This is a genomic window from Promicromonospora thailandica (assembly GCF_024171955.1).
GTDB lineage: Bacteria > Actinomycetota > Actinomycetes > Actinomycetales > Cellulomonadaceae > Promicromonospora > Promicromonospora thailandica.
Genome location: NZ_JAMTCS010000008.1, coordinates 243456 through 258534, shown reverse-complemented (window position 1 = coordinate 258534; position 15079 = coordinate 243456). Strand labels below are relative to the sequence as shown.

Annotated in this window: 30 protein-coding genes and 1 tRNA gene; 2 read left to right on the top strand and 29 right to left on the bottom strand. The window is 71.7% G+C overall.

All coding sequences use genetic code 11. The features are described from left to right. Window positions 1–30: 30 nt before the first annotated feature. Window positions 31–225 carry a hypothetical protein gene (locus APR03_RS14750; RefSeq protein WP_253836772.1) on the top strand — a complete coding sequence of 65 codons (195 nt, stop codon included), beginning with the start codon at window positions 31–33 and terminating at the stop codon, window positions 223–225. A gap of 3 nt (window positions 226–228) precedes the next feature. Here APR03_RS14750 and APR03_RS14745 read toward each other — a convergent pair. From APR03_RS14745 to APR03_RS14610, 28 genes are all read right to left on the bottom strand, one after another. Further along, a tRNA-Met gene (locus tag APR03_RS14745) sits at window positions 229–305 on the bottom strand. Window positions 306–363: 58 nt separating this feature from the next. Further along, entirely contained in the window at window positions 364–576 is a 213-nt protein-coding gene (locus APR03_RS14740) for a hypothetical protein (protein ID WP_253836770.1), read from the bottom strand. Then, window positions 573–1379: a hypothetical protein gene (locus tag APR03_RS14735; protein WP_253836768.1), complete on the bottom strand. Its 807-nt coding sequence runs from the start codon at window positions 1377–1379 to the stop codon at window positions 573–575. Before APR03_RS14735 ends, APR03_RS14740 begins: the two co-directional genes overlap by 4 nt. A gap of 122 nt (window positions 1380–1501) precedes the next feature. Next, window positions 1502–2473 carry a hypothetical protein gene (locus tag APR03_RS14730; RefSeq protein WP_253836766.1) on the bottom strand — a complete coding sequence of 324 codons (972 nt, stop codon included), beginning with the start codon at window positions 2471–2473 and terminating at the stop codon, window positions 1502–1504. A 122-nt stretch (window positions 2474–2595) separates the two neighbouring features. Beyond that, a complete protein-coding gene (locus tag APR03_RS14725) occupies window positions 2596–2919 on the bottom strand; it encodes a hypothetical protein (RefSeq protein WP_253836764.1) in 324 nt (107 codons plus the stop codon). Then, entirely contained in the window at window positions 2916–3107 is a 192-nt protein-coding gene (locus APR03_RS14720) for a hypothetical protein (protein WP_253836762.1), read from the bottom strand. The genes APR03_RS14725 and APR03_RS14720 overlap by 4 nt, the downstream gene beginning before the upstream one ends. Further along, window positions 3104–3484, bottom strand: a complete 381-nt coding sequence (locus APR03_RS14715; RefSeq protein WP_253836760.1) for a hypothetical protein — start codon at window positions 3482–3484, stop codon at window positions 3104–3106. The genes APR03_RS14720 and APR03_RS14715 overlap by 4 nt, the downstream gene beginning before the upstream one ends. Next, window positions 3481–3702 (bottom strand): hypothetical protein, encoded by a 222-nt coding sequence (locus APR03_RS14710; protein ID WP_253836758.1) that lies wholly within the window; start codon window positions 3700–3702, stop codon window positions 3481–3483. Before APR03_RS14710 ends, APR03_RS14715 begins: the two co-directional genes overlap by 4 nt. Further along, window positions 3695–4024 (bottom strand): hypothetical protein, encoded by a 330-nt coding sequence (locus APR03_RS14705; protein WP_253836757.1) that lies wholly within the window; start codon window positions 4022–4024, stop codon window positions 3695–3697. The genes APR03_RS14710 and APR03_RS14705 overlap by 8 nt, the downstream gene beginning before the upstream one ends. Continuing rightward, a complete protein-coding gene (locus APR03_RS14700) occupies window positions 4017–4421 on the bottom strand; it encodes a hypothetical protein (protein WP_253836756.1) in 405 nt (134 codons plus the stop codon). The genes APR03_RS14705 and APR03_RS14700 overlap by 8 nt, the downstream gene beginning before the upstream one ends. Then, entirely contained in the window at window positions 4421–5473 is a 1053-nt protein-coding gene (locus APR03_RS25455; RefSeq protein ID WP_372494884.1) for a DNA translocase FtsK, read from the bottom strand. Before APR03_RS25455 ends, APR03_RS14700 begins: the two co-directional genes overlap by 1 nt. After that, on the bottom strand, window positions 5470–6450 hold the full coding sequence (locus APR03_RS14690) for a hypothetical protein (RefSeq protein ID WP_253836755.1): 981 nt from the start codon (window positions 6448–6450) through the stop codon (window positions 5470–5472). Before APR03_RS14690 ends, APR03_RS25455 begins: the two co-directional genes overlap by 4 nt. Then, window positions 6447–6695, bottom strand: coding sequence for a hypothetical protein (locus APR03_RS14685; RefSeq protein WP_253836754.1), 249 nt, complete (start codon window positions 6693–6695; stop codon window positions 6447–6449). Before APR03_RS14685 ends, APR03_RS14690 begins: the two co-directional genes overlap by 4 nt. Next, window positions 6695–6898, bottom strand: coding sequence for a hypothetical protein (locus tag APR03_RS14680; protein WP_253836753.1), 204 nt, complete (start codon window positions 6896–6898; stop codon window positions 6695–6697). Before APR03_RS14680 ends, APR03_RS14685 begins: the two co-directional genes overlap by 1 nt. Further along, the gene (locus APR03_RS14675) at window positions 6895–7290 is read right to left on the bottom strand and encodes a DUF4326 domain-containing protein (RefSeq protein WP_253836752.1); all 396 of its coding nucleotides are present in this window, start codon (window positions 7288–7290) and stop codon (window positions 6895–6897) included. Before APR03_RS14675 ends, APR03_RS14680 begins: the two co-directional genes overlap by 4 nt. A gap of 2 nt (window positions 7291–7292) precedes the next feature. Further along, window positions 7293–7652 (bottom strand): hypothetical protein, encoded by a 360-nt coding sequence (locus APR03_RS14670; protein WP_253836751.1) that lies wholly within the window; start codon window positions 7650–7652, stop codon window positions 7293–7295. Then, on the bottom strand, window positions 7649–9376 hold the full coding sequence (locus APR03_RS14665; protein WP_253836749.1) for a DNA cytosine methyltransferase: 1728 nt from the start codon (window positions 9374–9376) through the stop codon (window positions 7649–7651). The genes APR03_RS14670 and APR03_RS14665 overlap by 4 nt, the downstream gene beginning before the upstream one ends. Next, complete coding sequence (locus APR03_RS14660) at window positions 9373–9615, bottom strand: hypothetical protein (protein WP_253836747.1); 243 nt, start codon at window positions 9613–9615, stop codon at window positions 9373–9375. Before APR03_RS14660 ends, APR03_RS14665 begins: the two co-directional genes overlap by 4 nt. Continuing rightward, a complete protein-coding gene (locus APR03_RS14655) occupies window positions 9612–10127 on the bottom strand; it encodes a hypothetical protein (RefSeq protein WP_253836745.1) in 516 nt (171 codons plus the stop codon). The genes APR03_RS14660 and APR03_RS14655 overlap by 4 nt, the downstream gene beginning before the upstream one ends. Next, entirely contained in the window at window positions 10124–10555 is a 432-nt protein-coding gene (locus APR03_RS14650; protein WP_253836743.1) for a hypothetical protein, read from the bottom strand. The genes APR03_RS14655 and APR03_RS14650 overlap by 4 nt, the downstream gene beginning before the upstream one ends. A gap of 88 nt (window positions 10556–10643) precedes the next feature. Beyond that, complete coding sequence (locus APR03_RS14645; RefSeq protein WP_253836742.1) at window positions 10644–10796, bottom strand: hypothetical protein; 153 nt, start codon at window positions 10794–10796, stop codon at window positions 10644–10646. Next, window positions 10793–11116 carry a hypothetical protein gene (locus tag APR03_RS14640; protein WP_253836741.1) on the bottom strand — a complete coding sequence of 108 codons (324 nt, stop codon included), beginning with the start codon at window positions 11114–11116 and terminating at the stop codon, window positions 10793–10795. Before APR03_RS14640 ends, APR03_RS14645 begins: the two co-directional genes overlap by 4 nt. Next, window positions 11113–11457, bottom strand: a complete 345-nt coding sequence (locus tag APR03_RS14635) for a hypothetical protein (protein WP_253836740.1) — start codon at window positions 11455–11457, stop codon at window positions 11113–11115. Before APR03_RS14635 ends, APR03_RS14640 begins: the two co-directional genes overlap by 4 nt. Continuing rightward, window positions 11454–11942, bottom strand: a complete 489-nt coding sequence (locus APR03_RS14630) for a hypothetical protein (protein ID WP_253836739.1) — start codon at window positions 11940–11942, stop codon at window positions 11454–11456. The genes APR03_RS14635 and APR03_RS14630 overlap by 4 nt, the downstream gene beginning before the upstream one ends. After that, a complete protein-coding gene (locus APR03_RS14625) occupies window positions 11942–12097 on the bottom strand; it encodes a hypothetical protein (protein ID WP_253836738.1) in 156 nt (51 codons plus the stop codon). Before APR03_RS14625 ends, APR03_RS14630 begins: the two co-directional genes overlap by 1 nt. Beyond that, complete coding sequence (locus APR03_RS14620; protein WP_253836737.1) at window positions 12097–12255, bottom strand: hypothetical protein; 159 nt, start codon at window positions 12253–12255, stop codon at window positions 12097–12099. The genes APR03_RS14625 and APR03_RS14620 overlap by 1 nt, the downstream gene beginning before the upstream one ends. A gap of 91 nt (window positions 12256–12346) precedes the next feature. Further along, complete coding sequence (locus APR03_RS14615) at window positions 12347–12622, bottom strand: hypothetical protein (RefSeq protein WP_253836735.1); 276 nt, start codon at window positions 12620–12622, stop codon at window positions 12347–12349. Continuing rightward, entirely contained in the window at window positions 12619–12852 is a 234-nt protein-coding gene (locus APR03_RS14610) for a hypothetical protein (protein WP_253836733.1), read from the bottom strand. The genes APR03_RS14615 and APR03_RS14610 overlap by 4 nt, the downstream gene beginning before the upstream one ends. 176 nt (window positions 12853–13028) lie before the next feature. On the opposite strand from APR03_RS14610, the gene APR03_RS14605 reads away from it, so the two are divergent. After that, window positions 13029–13301: a helix-turn-helix transcriptional regulator gene (locus APR03_RS14605; RefSeq protein WP_253836731.1), complete on the top strand. Its 273-nt coding sequence runs from the start codon at window positions 13029–13031 to the stop codon at window positions 13299–13301. 277 nt (window positions 13302–13578) lie between these two features. On the opposite strand, the gene APR03_RS14600 is transcribed toward APR03_RS14605, so the two are convergent. Further along, window positions 13579–14844, bottom strand: coding sequence for a tyrosine-type recombinase/integrase (locus APR03_RS14600; RefSeq protein WP_253836729.1), 1266 nt, complete (start codon window positions 14842–14844; stop codon window positions 13579–13581). Window positions 14845–15079: the final 235 nt, after the last annotated feature.

The following is a 15079-nucleotide window of genomic DNA, read 5'->3' as shown; positions in this document are numbered from 1 at the left end:
AGCAGGGCGGCGTCGCCTACCGTGCCAAGCATGAGCGAAGAGACGAAGCCCACCAGCAGCTCGGTGCCTGCCCTCGTGGGCATCGGCGCCATCATCATGATCGCGGGGGTGTTCCTCGGTCTGCTCGGCGGCGCTGGCCCGGTGTTCACGCTCGTGGCCCTCGTGCTCGGCATCCCGTTGCTGTGCACCGGCCTGATCATCAAGGCGATCCGTGACCGGAGGTGACGTTGGTAGCGGTGGCCCGATTCGAACGGGCGTCTCTGACGAATGAGGCCAGCGAGGTGACCGAGCTCCTCCACACCGCGATGAGAACGACGAAGGGCCCGACCATGAGGTCGGGCCCTTCATCCGTTTTCGGGGTCGCTAAGAACCACCAGGCGTGACAGTACCCGATCCGCGCGCCAGTTGCATGTAGCGCTTGGTCGGCGGCGTGTCGAAACACCAGCGTTCGAGGGCCTCCACCTGCCACGGCAGGATGCCGGGCACGCGGCGCAGGATGCGGCGCACCCGGCGACGACGGCGATCACGGCGAGTAGCCAGCCGGTGCGCGGCGGGTGAGCGTCCCATGGTGCTCATGCGACCGAGCCTCCCTTCGTCTCCTCGGGCTGTGCCATGCGGTCGGCGACGTCGCCGAGCCGGTACATCGATTCGCCGCGCACGTCCGCGCTCACCGCGACCACGTGACCGCGCTGGATCCACTTCCGCAGCGTGGCCGGGTGCAGCTGCGGGTAGATGCGGCGGACCTGCTCCCGGGTCACCAGGGTGTCGGGGTCCGTCGCCGGCAGGGCGTGGAGCACCTGCATGTTCGTGTGCAGCAGCCGGGCCTCGTTCGGCCACTCCATCCCGCAGCCGGTGCAGCGCCGCAGGTCGTCGAGGCCGTCCTCCGTCCAGTCCCGCACGATCCGGCCACCGCAGTGCACGCAGGGCACCGGCTCGGCCACCGGGGCGATGCCCAGCAGCCGACGCACCGTGGCGCGCACCTGCCGGGCGTCGTCGATGTAGGTCTCCCACGCCGAGGCCTCCTGGTTCTGGATGGCCCACAGCGTGTGGTCGAGCAGGTACCCGAGAGGGTCGTCGCCCACGACCTCCTGGCGCTCGGCCGCCCACCAGGCCGCCCAGCTGTGCAGCCAGCGCACGGCGTCGTCGGGGTGCTTCGCCGCGGCGATCCGCCGGTCGTCCGGGTCCGTGACGATGGAGTCCAGCCCGAACGGCAGCCGAGCGTCGTCGGCGGCCGCGGGCCGGTCACGGTCGTAGCGCACCGCACGCAGCGACACCAGGTTGACGCCGTAGGTGTGCTCGGTCATCCAGCGCGCGACGTCGCCGACCACGCGCCGTGCCCGGTCCAGGCACGGATCGCACACCAGCAGCGACGTGTCCATCGCCCGCCCACACTCGCAGCAGCCATGGGTGGTTGCTGAGCAGTGGGCGCAGCCGTACGGCGTCGGGCCCTGCCCGGTGTCCTGATCCTTGAGCCACTGCCACTCGTGAACGCACGTCGAGGTCATGCTGCTCCCCCTTCCATCTCCTCCATCACCCAGGCCGGAGGGTCCTCCCTGGGCACTGCTGGACTGTCGTTCCTGCTCTTGCCGCCACGCTTCCCACGACGACGACGGCGCCCCCCTGTAGGGGCACCAGTAGGTGATCCCGACCCATCCCGACCCGACCCGGCAGAACTAGTTCCGTCGACCTGGGATATCGAGTTCGGGGCCGACTTCGGGGAGGCCTCAGGGGGCGGTTCGGCGCCCGCAGGAGGGTCGTCCAGCGCCGGACGGGCTGCCGGGGGCGCTGCGGGTCGCACAGCCTGATCAGGGCGTGCGGTGCCTGCTGCTGCCACAGTGGCGCTCTCGTCGTCGCTACGGACGTTCTCCTGGGTCGGCCAGCCGTTGTCCGTGAGGAACTTCGCCGTCCACTTCCCGTAGTTCGGTCGGGGCGGCTCCGGGCGGATCGTGTGGTTGTCCGCCCAGAGCTCGGCGTTGTCCTTCCTGGCGCTGTTGCAGCCCAGGCACGCCACGACGAGCGTGGCGACGGCGGCCGCCTCCCCGGGCACCAGGTGGTCCAGGGTGGCGGTCCGGTTGGTCTTCTTGCCGCGCCACTGCACCAGGACCCCGCACCACCGGCAGTTGTCGCCGTCACGGCGCCGCACCGGCACGGTGAGCGCGGGGTCCCTGGTGTCGTTGCGCTGCTGACGCTCCCACTCGATCTCCTGGCGGAGCCGGATGTGGATGAACTCCGGGTCCTGGAGCATCGTCCACGCGCGGATGCCGTTGCTCGTCGTCGTCTCGGTCAGCAGTCCGGCCGCGACGCAGAGACGCACGAGCTCATCCGTACGGGCCCCGCCCAGCATGTAGGCGGTGCCCGCGTCGATCACGTAGTCCGTGAGGTGCGCCGCCGACTGGAAGGCGCACCGCATGATCCACCCGAACACCTCGTTCACCGTGCGTTCGTCGGCGCCAGGCGCCCCCTGCAGCTGCATCAGCGCTGGGTATGTTGCGGCGGAGTCGCCAGCACGGGTCCAAGGCACTCGGAAATCTCCTGTCGATCAGTGGGGCATGGTGGTGGTGCGCGGCGGTCCGCGCGCGGGTCTCAGGCCGGCCATCAGCCCTGCCCTCCCCTCGGGTCCGCGAGCGCCGAGCGGTAGGTCTGGAAGTCGGGCATGAGGTAGCCCCGGGCGATCTCCAGCCGCACGGGACGGTCCTGGACCTGGCGCCATCCGGTCCACGGGAAGACGTCGTCGATGCCCTTGTCGAGGGCGATCGAGTACGGGCACTCGCGCAGGTCGCGGCCCGAGTTCCTGCACTCGGCCGAGTGCAGAATGAACACGATCCCGTCGGCCGACACGGCGCGCCCGTAGTGCTCGGTGGGGTGCCGGTTGGCTCCGACGGCGAGCTCGATCTCGTCGGGGTTCACGAGGTCCGTCATGAGAGCACCGCCAGCCAGACGGCGGCGAGCACCGCGAGGACGCCGAGGGCGAACGTGGTCCACCCGACGGCGACGATCCGGCGCTCAGCCCGGTACGTCAGCGACGGCTCAGCGGCGAAGGAGCACACGAGAGCGACGAGGATCAGCACCACGCCCGTCGCGGCGAGGCCCTCGGCGATGGCGCTCACCAGTCGTCCTCACTCTTGATGAGGCCCGCGCGGATCCGGGCATTGCGGTAGTCGTCCTGCAGGTTGTAGGTGAGACCGTCCAGGCGGCTGCGGCCCTTGCCGATGACGCCGCGACCTGAGCCGGGGGCGGCGAGCACGACGTAGCCGAGCTTGACGATCGCCTCCTCGCAGTGCCGCGCGCCGTGGTACGCCTCGACACGGGCCGACGCCGCATCGTCGATCCGCTGGCGGACCGCCTTCAGCTCAGCCTCCAGGCGATCCAGCTCGACGATGTTCTCGTCAAGGACGCGCGCGAGGGTGCGGTTCCCCTCCTCGAACGCGGCGAGCTGCTCGTTCAGCGCGTCGTCCAGCGGCGCGATGTGTGCCGGGCGGCTCACCGGAACTCCACCTTCATGAACTCGAGCACGGTCTTGTCGTCCACCGAGTCGTACGTCGCCACGATGGGCGCGACGACGCCGTGCCGCGGCGAGTGGTAGACCATCGGCTCGGCCTGGCGGACGTCGCCCGGGTATGTCAGGCGGCCCACGAACTCCAGGCTGTCGAGGTCCGGGACCGCGGGGGTCTCCGGGGTCTCGGGGGTTGCGGTGTCAGCCACGGTTGGGCTCCCTCGTGTCGTAGTAGTCGCCGATCGCCAGCGCGTCGAACTGGGCGTTGCTCACGTCGAGCCACGCCTCGGTGCCCTCCTCGTCCCGGACCTTCACGTCCCAGTCCGGCGGGATCCACGTCGTGATCGGGACACAGGTCGTGGTCCGGCCCGCGCTCGTGCACGACTGCGTGACGGAGTAGAAGCCCGGGCTCGACTTCTTCTCCAGGACCGTGCCGTGGTCCGTCGCCGGCCCGGCGCACGCCGCCAGGGCGAGCACGACGGCGACGGCCAGCGCGGGGCCGCGAGCGCCGCGGCGGATCTGGTCAGCCACGGTCGTCGTCCTCCGGGTCGTCGAGCTGCGCGCGGGCCCACGTGAGGTCGGCCTCGGTGACGAGCGCGCGCATCTTGGCCACGCGCTCCGGGTTCTCGACCCGCCACTGCTCCCACGAGTCGTCCACGAGCTGCCAGGCCGTCCAGTGGCCGCTGTCCGGCTTCGGCTTGACCGTGTGGTGGTCGCTGGTCTCGTACCGGTGCTCCTCGCAGAAGAACAGGCCGCAGCCCTCGACCTCGCTCTCGGTGCCGTCGGCGGTGTACTCGACGTGCTCCTCGCACTTCCAGCCGAGGCCGCGGTCGATCTCGGCCTCGCAGCCGGGGTAGTCGCACGGGGCGGGCACCATGTACCCGGCCCAGCGACCGTTCCCGGGCTCCTCGTAGACGCCGTAGCCCATCAGCCCTCCTCGGTTTCGGTGGCGAGCAGCTCGCGGGCCTTGTCCAGGTCGACGACGAGCACCTGACGCGCCTTGTCGCTCTCGTACGGGCCGACGATCCCCGCCGCCTCCAGGCGGTCCATCAGGTGGCCGGCCTTCGCGAAGCCCACGCGGAGCTTGCGCTGCAGCATCGCCACCGACCCGTACTGGGTCGGCACGACGAGCTCGGCCGCCGCCAGCACCAGGGCCGCGTCCTGGTCGACGGCCGCCTCGGCCGCCTTGCCCAGGTCCACGACGTCGACCACGCCCGTCGCCGTGCGCAGGTCGAACGTCTTCTGGCCGTCCTCCTGCGGCGGCGTCGGGTCCTTCACGAACGGCGACCGGCGCGGCTCACCCCAGGAGTTCAGGTCGTGGCCCCAGCGCACGGCCTCGTCCTCCATCTCGCGCAGGGTCTCCTCGTCGAGTCGGGCCGCCGACATCACGCCGACGAACTTCGACCCGATCGCGACCGCCAGGCCCGTGCCGCACGCCTTCACGCGCAGGAAGTCGTCGTACGCCTTCGCGGCCTTGAGGAACGACGAGATCCGCTCCGGGCCGAGCTGCCACGCCGAGCGGACCACGGGCGCGGCGATGAACGTCGCCATGAAGGCGGGCACGTTCGGGTACCGGTCCTCGCCCGTGTGCTCCACGAGCGGGACCTGCAGCACGCTGCCGTCGACCAGCGATCCGACCTCAGACACCGTGAGCTGCTTCGCCAGCGGCGACACGTCGAGGCGGATCTCCTCCGCGTCACGCATCGCCCGCTCGTCCTTCCCGCCCGTGGCGCGGAACACCTGCAGCACGTTGCCGGCGTCGAGCGCAGCCAGGTCGAACACCTCCCGGCCCGCGTCCTCGTGCTCGAACAGCCGGACCTTCGCGTGCGCGGCCGTGAAGCCGTCCGTCGCCCACACGCGCAGCGTCTGCTCGCCCGGCGCGAACCGGAGCGTGCCCCACGGGTGCTCCGTGCCCGCGTGCGGCATGACGGCCGCGAGCGCCGCGGTGAGGTCGCCGCGGGGGACCGTGAACGCGGTCACCGGGTCTCACCCCGCAGCAGGGCCAGGATCGAGCGGGCGTCGGACATGTACTGGCGGCGCGTGATGGGCTCCTCGATGGCCTCCAGGCTCTCGTGGTCGCCGTACTGCTGCGCGAGCGCAGCGGCCAGCTCCTCCAGCGTCGGCAGCAGGCGGGGCACGGCCGCGAGGTCCTGCACCAGGTGCACGACGGCGTCGGCGACGGCCTGCGAGGCGTCGATCCGCGCGCCGACGGCGCCCTCTGTGAACCACGGGGCGAGCGCGCGGTGCGCGGCGTCGGCGATCTCGCCGCGCTGGACGGCGCGGGCGACGGCTGGTGCCAGGCCCATGGCGGCCCGGATGCGGTCGCCGAGCCGCACGCCGAGCCGCGCGAGCTCCTCGTCCAGGTCCCGACGGAACTCCGGGGAGAAGGTCAGGCGCGGGTCCGGCACCCGGATGGTGGCTCCGGGCACGACGCACTCGGTCAGGCTCTGCTCGCTGACGATCCGGGGCGCGTCGGGCTTGACCCAGCCCCCGTTCGCCCGGAGGCCGACGCCGGGGTGGACGTCGCCGTGAGCGCGGATCTTCGCCAGCACCTCGCGGACGTCCTGGTGCATCTCCACGACGGCGCCCATGAGCGCGTGCGTGCTCTGCGCCACCGGGACGTTGTCGATGTCCGGGGCGTCGGCGATCTCCATGGGCACGAGCGGCGACTCGAACGCCGCCTGGCCGCCGCGGAACCGTCCCGCGGCGTCGGTGAGGCGACTGCCGATCGCCTCGATCTGCTCGTCGATCTGCCCGTCGCGCACACGGCGCTGCAGGTCGAACTTCGTGGGGGTGTGCTCGGTCGAAGGCCGCGCGCCGCGCATCGGCGTACCCGGCGCGCGCAGGACGCCCCGAGTGGACGAGGGCTTCTCGCGGATCGCGTCCGCGATGGCGTGGCCGGCCGCCGCGATGGCGTGCAGCGCCTCCGCGTGCTGCTGAGAGATGGACTTGCTCATCGGTCTCGGTTCTCCTCGGTGGGGTAGCTGGTGGAGTAGTGGCGGAGTCGGGCCGTCGCCTGGGCCTGGGCCAGCGCCGTGACGTGGTCGGCGCCGTCCACGATGGACAGCGCGACCCGCAGGGCATCGGTCCAGCCCAGGACGTACAGGGACTCCGGCGTGTCGGTGGGGAACCCGTCAGCCCAGACCTCGCAGTGCTCCAGCGCCGAGAGCACCTCCGCGCGGACCCGCGGGGACGTGGGCATCAGCTCTCCTCGGTCAGGTCGGTGTCGTGGGCCGCGAGCGCCGGGGCGTCGGGCATGTGGTCGGTGGTGGGTCGCTGACGGCAGGGGCGGCACGTGCCCGGGCGGGCGCCGTGGGGGTGGTCGCCCGCGCGGTGGTCGCCCGCGCACGACGTGCACGGGGCGCTCGTGCCGTGGTCGCGGCAGCGGGAGGCGTACTGGCTCATGCCGGGGCGCCCCCGTTCGCGATCTCGAGCAGCACATCCGCGTGGCACGGCTGGTCCAGCGGGCACCAGCACGCGAGGTCGCGTCCGGCGAGCTCGGCGCGGATCTCCTCCCAGGCGTAGGACTTCGGGTTGGTGACCCGGAGCCTGTAGCAGCGGACGGCGTTCGCCAGCGCTTCGCCGCGCGTCTTCCACCGGAGCGCGAGCACGTGCTGGTCGTCCGCCACCACGTGCCAGTGCGGGCCCACGAGTTCGCTGTAACCGTCGTCATGCAGGCGCCGATCGCACCGGACCGGACGGAAGGGGTTGCCCCACTTCGAGGGTCGGGCGACGACGACGGCGCCCTCGGGCTTCCGCCAGCCCTTCGTGCGGCGCAGCTGGATGCGGTCCGGCATGGTCAGGCCACCTCCTTGAAGGTCAGCGTCAGCCGGTAGATCCCCGGGACGGAGGTCTTCGGGCCGCGCTCGAACGAGACGTGGGTCAGGTGCTCGTCGTCGTCATCGGGCAGCACGCCGGCGAGCACGATGCCGTCGATGGCCGCCTTCACGACCGTGGACGCGACGTTGTGCGGGTCTGCGCGGACGGCGGTCGGGTAGTGCACCAGCACGGCGAGCTCGGCCCGCTCCAGCCGGGGCTCGTCCGCCGCCGCCGCGCGGGCGAGGGTCTTGACCGCGTTCTTCTTGCGGCGCACTGCCTGCCAGTGGAGCCGGTCGTTCGCCGACCACCAGGCAGAGCGGGGCAGGTCCAGGACGATCACGCGGCCACGTCCTCTCCGGTGATCGCCGCGGTGACGGTCGCGACCAGGTCCCGAGCGGCGGGCGGCGTGACGGCGTTGCCGGCGAGCTTGACCTGCTCGCGGCGGGTCCCGACCATGACGTACTCCCCGGGGAAGGCCATGGCCTGCTTGATCTCGCCGGGCTCCAGCATTCGGAAGCGCACGTCGTTGACGTCGATCGTCGGCCGGTCGGACTGCAGCACCGACTGGTGGCCGGCCGTCGTGATCGTGCGCACCGGCTCGCTGGCCGGCGTCGTCATCTCCGCGCCGCCGCCGTTGTTCCGGTGGATCAGCGCGTGGCGCTCGACCGTCGTCACGGTGGGCAGGGCGCGGCCGTCAGGCACCGCCTGTCCGTTGCCGTAGTAGGGCACGACGAGCCCGTACGCCTCGCGGGTGTGCAGCGTCCGCACCGGGTCGGACGCCGGGCGGGCGTCCTCGTTCCACGTCCCGCCGGACGGGACCACCAGGGCGTGGTGGTTGCCCGACGCCGTCACGGTGGCGAGCGCCTCGCCCGTCGGCCGGGCCGTCGACCCGCCGCCGCGCAGCTCCGCGATGAACGGCGGGTAGGCGATGCCGGTCTCGGCGCGCGTCGTGATGGCCCGGGACGGGTACATCATCGAGCGCGCGCGGTCCTCGGCGGCCCGGCCCTCGACCGGGATCAGGAGGGGGTGCATCGCGAGCGCCTTGGTGCCGTCCGTGGCGGGGATGGTGCGCACGACGTCGGAGGTCGGCCAGGCCCGGTAGTACGAGCCGGGGTTGCCGTAGCCGGGGTGGCGGGGGTCGGCGGCGTCGTACCCGTTGACCATCTCGACGGTCAGCGGCTGCCAGTACCGCTCGATGCCGACCTCGATGCGGCGCATCGTCTTCGGCGACAGGGGCTTGTCCCGGTCGCCGATGCGCACACCGGGGTTCGACCAGTCGATGATCGAGGACGCCGGGAGCCACGCCGGCTCGACGACCTGGTTGCGGCAGGCCGTGTTCGGGCACCGGTACAGGTACTGCTGCCGGTACCGGCCCGGGCGGCGGCCGTCGCCCTTCTTCCACCACTGCCGGGCCTCCACGACGCGCTCGCACGAGCTGCACCACGCCTGCGGGCGCAGCATCCACTCGAAGTCCGGGGCCCGCTCGCCGCGGCGCCAGAACACGATGTACACGCGGTCACGGGACTGGGGCGCGGGCAGGCCCATCCGCTGGGCGTGCATGCTGTTCAGCGAGATGATGCGGTGGTCGTAGCCCATGTTCCGCATGGCCAGCAGCCACGCGTCGAACAGGCCACCCTTCGCCGTGCCGTCGTCGCCCCAGTCGGCCACCTCGACGACGTTCTCCACGATGATCGCGCGGTACCGGTGCGCCTCGGTGAACCGGACGACGTCCCACATGGTCGCCCGCGAGCGCCGCACGGCGTCCTCGCTGATCGTCTCGCCGAACAGGTCGGGCTGCAGGGCCTGCTTGCGGCCCTTCGCGCGGGAGTGGTTGGTGCACTCTGGGGAGGCCCAGAGCAGGTCGGTGTGGGGGACGTACCGCGGGTCGGTGTTGCTGATGTCGGCCTGGAGGTGGTCGACGTCGGGGTGGTTGGTGTTGTGCGTCTCGATGGCCTTGTCCCAGTGGTTCGCGGCCAGGCGCACGGTCACCCCGGGCACGGAGACGGCGCCCGTGGAGGAGCCGCCGGCGCCGCAGAACAGGTCGGTCATGGTCAGGTTCGTCATGCGGCGTTCCTCCTGCGGTGGTCGATGTCGCGCTCCAGCGCGTCGCGGCGCTTCTTCTGGAGCGAGGGGGTATCGCCGTGGGCGGCGATGACGTAGGGCAGCAGGCGACGGGCCTCGGCCATGGTCATCGCCGTCTCGGCGATCGACAGGGCGTGGTGCCGAGCGCGGTCCTCCCGCGCCCGCCGTGTCGCCTCTAGCGCGTGCGACGCGTACGCGAGCTGCTGCTCCGTCGCGCTCATGCGCCCGGGTCCACGTCGTTCGGCGACGCGTCGCGGGCGTCGCGCTCCTGGTCGGTCAGGGCGTCGAAGCAGGCGTCGCACAGCGCGTTCTCGATGTGGCATGCGGCGCCGCACCGGTCGCACGAACCCGACGTCGCACCCGTCGCGGCGTGCTCGGCGAACATGCGACGTCGCGCGGTGCGACGTCGCGACGCCTCCTTGCGGTGGTTCTCGCTGCAGTACCGGGCGCCGAGCCGGAGACGTTCCTCCGGGATCGTGCCCTCGCACCAGTCGCACAGGGACGGGTCGTTCGCGATCGTTCGTGCGACGTCGCGCAGCGTGTGCACGACGTCGGCGGGGGCGACGCCCAGCTGCGCGGCGACGTCGCGCACCGCGGCGTGCGACGTCGGGTCCGGCGTCACGTCCTGCGACGTCGGCGTCACGGCGTCGCGCGACGGTGTCACGCCTGCGACGTCGCCTGTCACGTTCTCGCGCGACGGCGTCACGCCGTCGGGCGTCTGCGTTGCGCTCACGCGTCCGCTCCGGTCATCGCGCCGAGCAGGACCCCCGGCTCGGCGGAGCCCGTCGCCCAGATCGCAGCCGCGATCTCGGTGGCCGGGTGGTGCATGACGTCGTCCAGCTGCTCGCGCCGCGTCGGCAGGCACGGCGGCAGATCCTGCGGGTGGACGTCTGGCACGTCGTCCATGTCGAGGTGCTGCTCCACGACGTCGAGCGGGTCGAGCAGCGTGAGGTTCACGTCGACCCGCGCGGACGGGGCGGGCGCGGGCGCCGGCGGGGTGGCCGGGACGAGGGCGGCGGGGAACCACGAGTGCTTGATCCACACGCCGTCGCGGTCCGGGTCGATCGTGCGGCCGTGCTCCGGGAACGCGACGGAGAGGAAGTCGGCGGGCGTCGCCGCGAGCGCTGACGGGGCGGGAGTGATCTGGTCCAGGGGGATCATCGGTGCAACCACCTGTTCATGACGTGGACGGTCGCCCAGAGGGCGAGGCCCGTGACGGAGACGGAGAGGATGAGGAAGGCCTCGGGGCTCATGCCGCGATCCCGGTGGTCGGGGCAGGGCCGGGGGCCGGTGCCGGGTCGTGGGCGGGCGGGCCGGCCAGGAGGGCGTAGACGGCGAGGGACACCAGGAGACCGACGACGGCGCCGGCCGTGGCGGCCGCGGCGCGTACGGCGCGGCTCACTGGATGCCTGCCCGGCAGTCGGCCTCGGCCGCGTCGGCGTCCGGGGCGAGGGCGTTGAGCGATGCCAGGAGGTGGTTCACCTCGGCGTCGTGGATCGCGTACGTGTCCTTGTCGAGCGCGTCGCCGCGCAGGCGGACGGCCTCGTTCAGGTCCTTCATGATCACGAAGGCCTGGTCGTTGAGGTTGAACGCGGTCTGGCAGATCTGGGGCGTGCGGGTGACGGGCTCCTCGGCGATGAGCACGCCCGAGACGGTGCCGACGACGATGCCCGCGACGACGGCGAGGCCGGCGAGGTCGGTGCGGATCGTGTGCACGGTCACCACCACCCCATGCCGTGGGCCACGGGGCCGACGACACCGACGGAGAGGTACGTGCCTGTCAGGACGACGAGGTACGCGTTGCGGAACTGCCGCAGCACGCGCCGCACACGGCGACGCCAGTACCGCGGGTAGGTCCGCTCGTAGGCCGCGATCACGCCGAACTCATCGCGGATCGCGTCCCACTGGTCGACCGCCATGCGGTCCTGCAGCTTCATGGTCTCCAGCACGCCGAGCGGCGACGGCCACGGCACCGGGTCGAACTCGACCGGGACACCGACGACCACCGGCCAGGTGCTCCGGGGCTGCCCCGGGCGGCGGGCGTGACGCGCGCGGGCGCTCACTGGGCACCCGCCGCGCGGTAGTCGCGGACGGCGTCGTGCAGGCCGAGCCGCAACTCCTCCCACCGGTCCTGGCCCGCCACGTCGAGGCCGTCCTCGATGCGCTGCAGGTCGAGGCGGACGAACTCCGCGGCAGCCTCGGCCACCGCGTGGGCAGCCTCGTTGCGGTCGAGCTGGACCAGGCTCGGAGTGGTGCCCGCCGGCGGCGCGGGGTTCGGCTTCGTCACCGCGCCGCCGGGGGTGCTGGGGGTGGCCGGGCGCTCCAGGCGCGCTGCAGGCCAGGTCGTGTAGGTGCCGTCATCGTGCGTGACGTGCACCTGCTCGCCGGCGGCGCGCGTGGCGTAGACACTGCGGACCGATCCCTCGACGCCGTCGTACCGGTCGCCGCGGTCGGCCAGCCGGAAGCGGTCACCTGGGCGCCAGGCGCCGGGCAGGTGCGCGCCGAGCTGGGGCCCCTGGTCGATGTCGCCGTTGAGGTAGTCGTCCATCAGTACAGCCCGCCCTTCGAGCCCTCGGCCTCGACGCGGCGAGCGATCCGCTCGTCGCGCAGCTCGATGGCCTCCTCGGCCTCGGCCGGCGTGATGTTGGGGAGGTTCTTGCCGATGACGCGCTGCGGCAGCTCGGGCTGCTCGCCGCGGGCCATCAGAGGTCACCGTCCTTCGGCTCGTCGTCGAAGTACGCGCCGGCGAGGAGGGCCCGCGACTGTGCGGGCGTCGCCCCGGCCCGCTCGGGGTCGTAGGTCGACGGCTTGACCGTCGGCGGCTGCTCCGGCTCGGGGCTGTTGCTCTGGCTCTTCGCCATGGGATGATTCCTTCCGGTAGGGCCCCGCATATGCGTCGTGAGCGCGCGGGGCCTTGCTCTTGCCCGGAGTCCGTCCGGGCAGCGGGGGCTACTACTTGTGCCGGCGCCGGGACCGGGTCGACTGCGACAGCAGCGGGTCCTCGGCCGGTACGGCCGTAGGCGTTGCAGGTGCCGGGCCGTCGGTGACCTCGGTGCGGGTGGTGAAGCTCCGGATGAAGGTCTCGGCCTGGTCGTCGGTGAACCGCATCTCGCGGCCGACCCGGAGGTGCTCGTGCCCGGCTCGGATCACCTTCCGCTCGACCCAGTCGCCCGACTTGTTGATGAGGGCGCCGAGGTCGGCGGCGGAGAGGGTGGTCAGGGTCGTCATGCCGCGTCCTCGAAGAAGCGGCGAGGGTCCATGTCGAGGGCCTTGGCCAGGACGACGGCCTGCTTGAGGCGGATCGGACCCCAGTTCTCCTTACGCCATTCGACGAGCGTCTCGTAGCGGACACCGACGACGGTGGCCAGCTGCTCCCAGGTCAGGGAGCGGCGACGACGCTTGAGGTCGACGTACTCGGCGAGGGTGACGGTCTCACCGCCCACGGTCTGCTGTTCCATGCCCATGACCCTAATCCCACGTTCGTGGGAGACGCAACACAAACGTGGGAGGTGCGGTGAACCTCACCCCCGCGACCTTGGGAATCCGGTCGCTCTGATGGGGTTAGGGCAGGTTTCAGATGCTGAAACGGACAAAACGTAGCCAGATCCCAGGAACGTGGGGCATAATCTGCCGCATGAGCAGCAACCAGAGCGGCGAAACCGACGAGTTCGCGCTGTTGCCCGAGGCCTTCGGGAGCGCGCTACGGGTCGAGGCTGCCCGCAAGGGCATGACCCAACTTGCCCTGGTAGAGCGCACAGGGCTGAGCAAAGGCACCATCGGGAACTACTGGCACGGCCGGCAGACTCCGCGCCTCAAGGAGATGACTGTCCTGTCCCGCGCGCTCGGCGTCGAGGTCGGCGACTTCTACGACCGGATCATGGCCGAGCACGCCCGGATGCAGAGCTGATTACCCGGATTCACCCGCTAAGTGGATGATTGGTTGCCCCGAGCAGGGTTAGCGTGTGATCCCCGTCTCAGATCCATGCATCCACAGGGAGACAACGTGGACCCACTCCCGGCGCAACCCGCCAGCCACGACCACGACATCGACGAGGGCATCCGGCAGACCTGGCTGGAGCTCGTCACGGCGGGGGCGACCGTCCCGCTCACTCCAGGTGATCTCACGTTGCGCCACCTCGCGCAGGCGAGCGCCGACGGGATCGACGTCCGGGGGGCGTTGACCGCTATGCGCCGATCGCCACAGGCTGCGTGACCCCCGCGGCCGCCGCCGGCTGCGCTGCCGCCGCCGCGAGCGCCGCTCGAACCCGCCCAGGCGCACCGGGCATCATGTGCCGGTAGAGCTGATCGGTAGTCGCGAACGACTCGTGCCCGAGGTGGTCCTGCACGTCCGTCGGCGGGACGCCTTGGGCCAGGAGCCACGAGGCGCACGAGTGTCGGCTGTCGTGGATCCGGGGCCGCTTCCCGATCGGCGGGTCGAGGGGCTCGAGGACGTTCCCGTCAGCGTCCCGGCGGCGAGCGACCCGCTTCGCGCCCTTCTTCTGCGCCGGCTCACCGTTGGCCAGGCGCACCGCAGGGAGCCACACGTTGTCGTGGAAGGTCGCGTGCCGCACCGGGGTGCCGCGCTGGTTGAGGAACACCCATGCCTGGCCGACACGCCCCCGGGTCACCCGGGCCAGGACGGCGGCGAGCTCCGGCGACAGCGCGATGGTGCGCCGCGCGCGCTCCGACTTCGGCGGCCCGATCTTGCCGGACTTCTTCCACGCCCGCTCGATGCGCAGCGTGGGCGCCGGGTCGCCCGCCGCGTCGGTCGCCTTGAGGTCGAGGTCACGGACCTGGAGCGCCGTCGCCTCACCCCAGCGTAGGCCGGTCTCGAACAGGGTCTGCACGAGCGGTTGCCAGTACGGCGTGAAGCACTCCCGGAACCGTGCGTACTCGGCCGGCGTGAGGGGCGTCATGGGCTCCTTCACCGTGCGGGGGAGTGTGGTCCCGTGGAACGGGTTGGACGGCACGAGGCCCTTCGCCTCGGCACGCGCGAAGGCCGCGGACATGAACCCGTGCTTGTTCTTGATCGTCTTGCCCGACGTCGGGCGGCCGCGCCACACCTTCTTGGCGAGGTGGTTCACCCAGGCGGTGACGTCGTCGTCGGTGACCGCGGTGATCGGCAGCTCGGCGAGGCTGCCGAGGTCGTTGCGCACGAAGGCCTCGTACTTCGCGATGGTGTCGGCCTGCACCCCGGACAGCGACTCGATGTGCTTCGTGCACCACTGCGCGACCGTCGGCGTGGATTCGGTCGTGTGGGCCTGGCGCGCCTTGAGGATCTCGACGGCGCGCTTCGGGCCGACGTCGGAGAGCAGCTTCACGAAGGCGTTCGCGCCTGCGGCCGAGGTGAAGGTGATGCTGGTCTCGGGGGTGGCGCGGCCGCCGGGGCGGTACCGAACCTTCCACGTCTCGCTGCCGTCCTTGGCCCGGTGATACTGCGGTGTGCGCATGCCGAGAATGGTGCCACGACGTGCGTACTTGGTACGCACCGACTGCCGCGATTCACCCTCTTTGGCCCCGTCCGCCCTTGATTCACCGCTGGGGATCCCAGTGTTTAGGCCGATTCCCAGGCCAGCGCTTCTCGGGGATCGGGTTCAAGTCCCCCTCCGGACACCACCTCTGACCTGCGGAAACGCAAGGTCGGAGCCGCCAGGTACGCACCCCGTGTACGCACGGTCCCCTGGA

What these genes read in the sequence shown, in the direction of transcription:
- APR03_RS14750 (WP_253836772.1), top strand. Translation starts at nt 31, where the DNA reads ATGAGCGAAGAGACGAAGCCCACCAGCAGCTCGGTGCCTGCCCTCGTG.
- APR03_RS14740 (WP_253836770.1), bottom strand. Translation starts at nt 576, where the DNA reads ATGAGCACCATGGGACGCTCACCCGCCGCGCACCGGCTGGCTACTCGC.
- APR03_RS14735 (WP_253836768.1), bottom strand. Translation starts at nt 1,379, where the DNA reads ATGGACACGTCGCTGCTGGTGTGCGATCCGTGCCTGGACCGGGCACGG.
- APR03_RS14730 (WP_253836766.1), bottom strand. Translation starts at nt 2,473, where the DNA reads ATGCAGCTGCAGGGGGCGCCTGGCGCCGACGAACGCACGGTGAACGAG.
- APR03_RS14725 (WP_253836764.1), bottom strand. Translation starts at nt 2,919, where the DNA reads ATGACGGACCTCGTGAACCCCGACGAGATCGAGCTCGCCGTCGGAGCC.
- APR03_RS14700 (WP_253836756.1), bottom strand. Translation starts at nt 4,421, where the DNA reads ATGGGCTACGGCGTCTACGAGGAGCCCGGGAACGGTCGCTGGGCCGGG.
- APR03_RS14690 (WP_253836755.1), bottom strand. Translation starts at nt 6,450, where the DNA reads ATGAGCAAGTCCATCTCTCAGCAGCACGCGGAGGCGCTGCACGCCATC.
- APR03_RS14685 (WP_253836754.1), bottom strand. Translation starts at nt 6,695, where the DNA reads ATGCCCACGTCCCCGCGGGTCCGCGCGGAGGTGCTCTCGGCGCTGGAG.
- APR03_RS14680 (WP_253836753.1), bottom strand. Translation starts at nt 6,898, where the DNA reads ATGAGCCAGTACGCCTCCCGCTGCCGCGACCACGGCACGAGCGCCCCG.
- APR03_RS14675 (WP_253836752.1), bottom strand. Translation starts at nt 7,290, where the DNA reads ATGCCGGACCGCATCCAGCTGCGCCGCACGAAGGGCTGGCGGAAGCCC.
- APR03_RS14665 (WP_253836749.1), bottom strand. Translation starts at nt 9,376, where the DNA reads ATGACGAACCTGACCATGACCGACCTGTTCTGCGGCGCCGGCGGCTCC.
- APR03_RS14660 (WP_253836747.1), bottom strand. Translation starts at nt 9,615, where the DNA reads ATGAGCGCGACGGAGCAGCAGCTCGCGTACGCGTCGCACGCGCTAGAG.
- APR03_RS14650 (WP_253836743.1), bottom strand. Translation starts at nt 10,555, where the DNA reads ATGATCCCCCTGGACCAGATCACTCCCGCCCCGTCAGCGCTCGCGGCG.
- APR03_RS14630 (WP_253836739.1), bottom strand. Translation starts at nt 11,942, where the DNA reads ATGGACGACTACCTCAACGGCGACATCGACCAGGGGCCCCAGCTCGGC.
- APR03_RS14625 (WP_253836738.1), bottom strand. Translation starts at nt 12,097, where the DNA reads ATGGCCCGCGGCGAGCAGCCCGAGCTGCCGCAGCGCGTCATCGGCAAG.
- APR03_RS14620 (WP_253836737.1), bottom strand. Translation starts at nt 12,255, where the DNA reads ATGGCGAAGAGCCAGAGCAACAGCCCCGAGCCGGAGCAGCCGCCGACG.
- APR03_RS14615 (WP_253836735.1), bottom strand. Translation starts at nt 12,622, where the DNA reads ATGACGACCCTGACCACCCTCTCCGCCGCCGACCTCGGCGCCCTCATC.
- APR03_RS14610 (WP_253836733.1), bottom strand. Translation starts at nt 12,852, where the DNA reads ATGGAACAGCAGACCGTGGGCGGTGAGACCGTCACCCTCGCCGAGTAC.
- APR03_RS14605 (WP_253836731.1), top strand. Translation starts at nt 13,029, where the DNA reads ATGAGCAGCAACCAGAGCGGCGAAACCGACGAGTTCGCGCTGTTGCCC.
- APR03_RS14600 (WP_253836729.1), bottom strand. Translation starts at nt 14,844, where the DNA reads ATGCGCACACCGCAGTATCACCGGGCCAAGGACGGCAGCGAGACGTGG.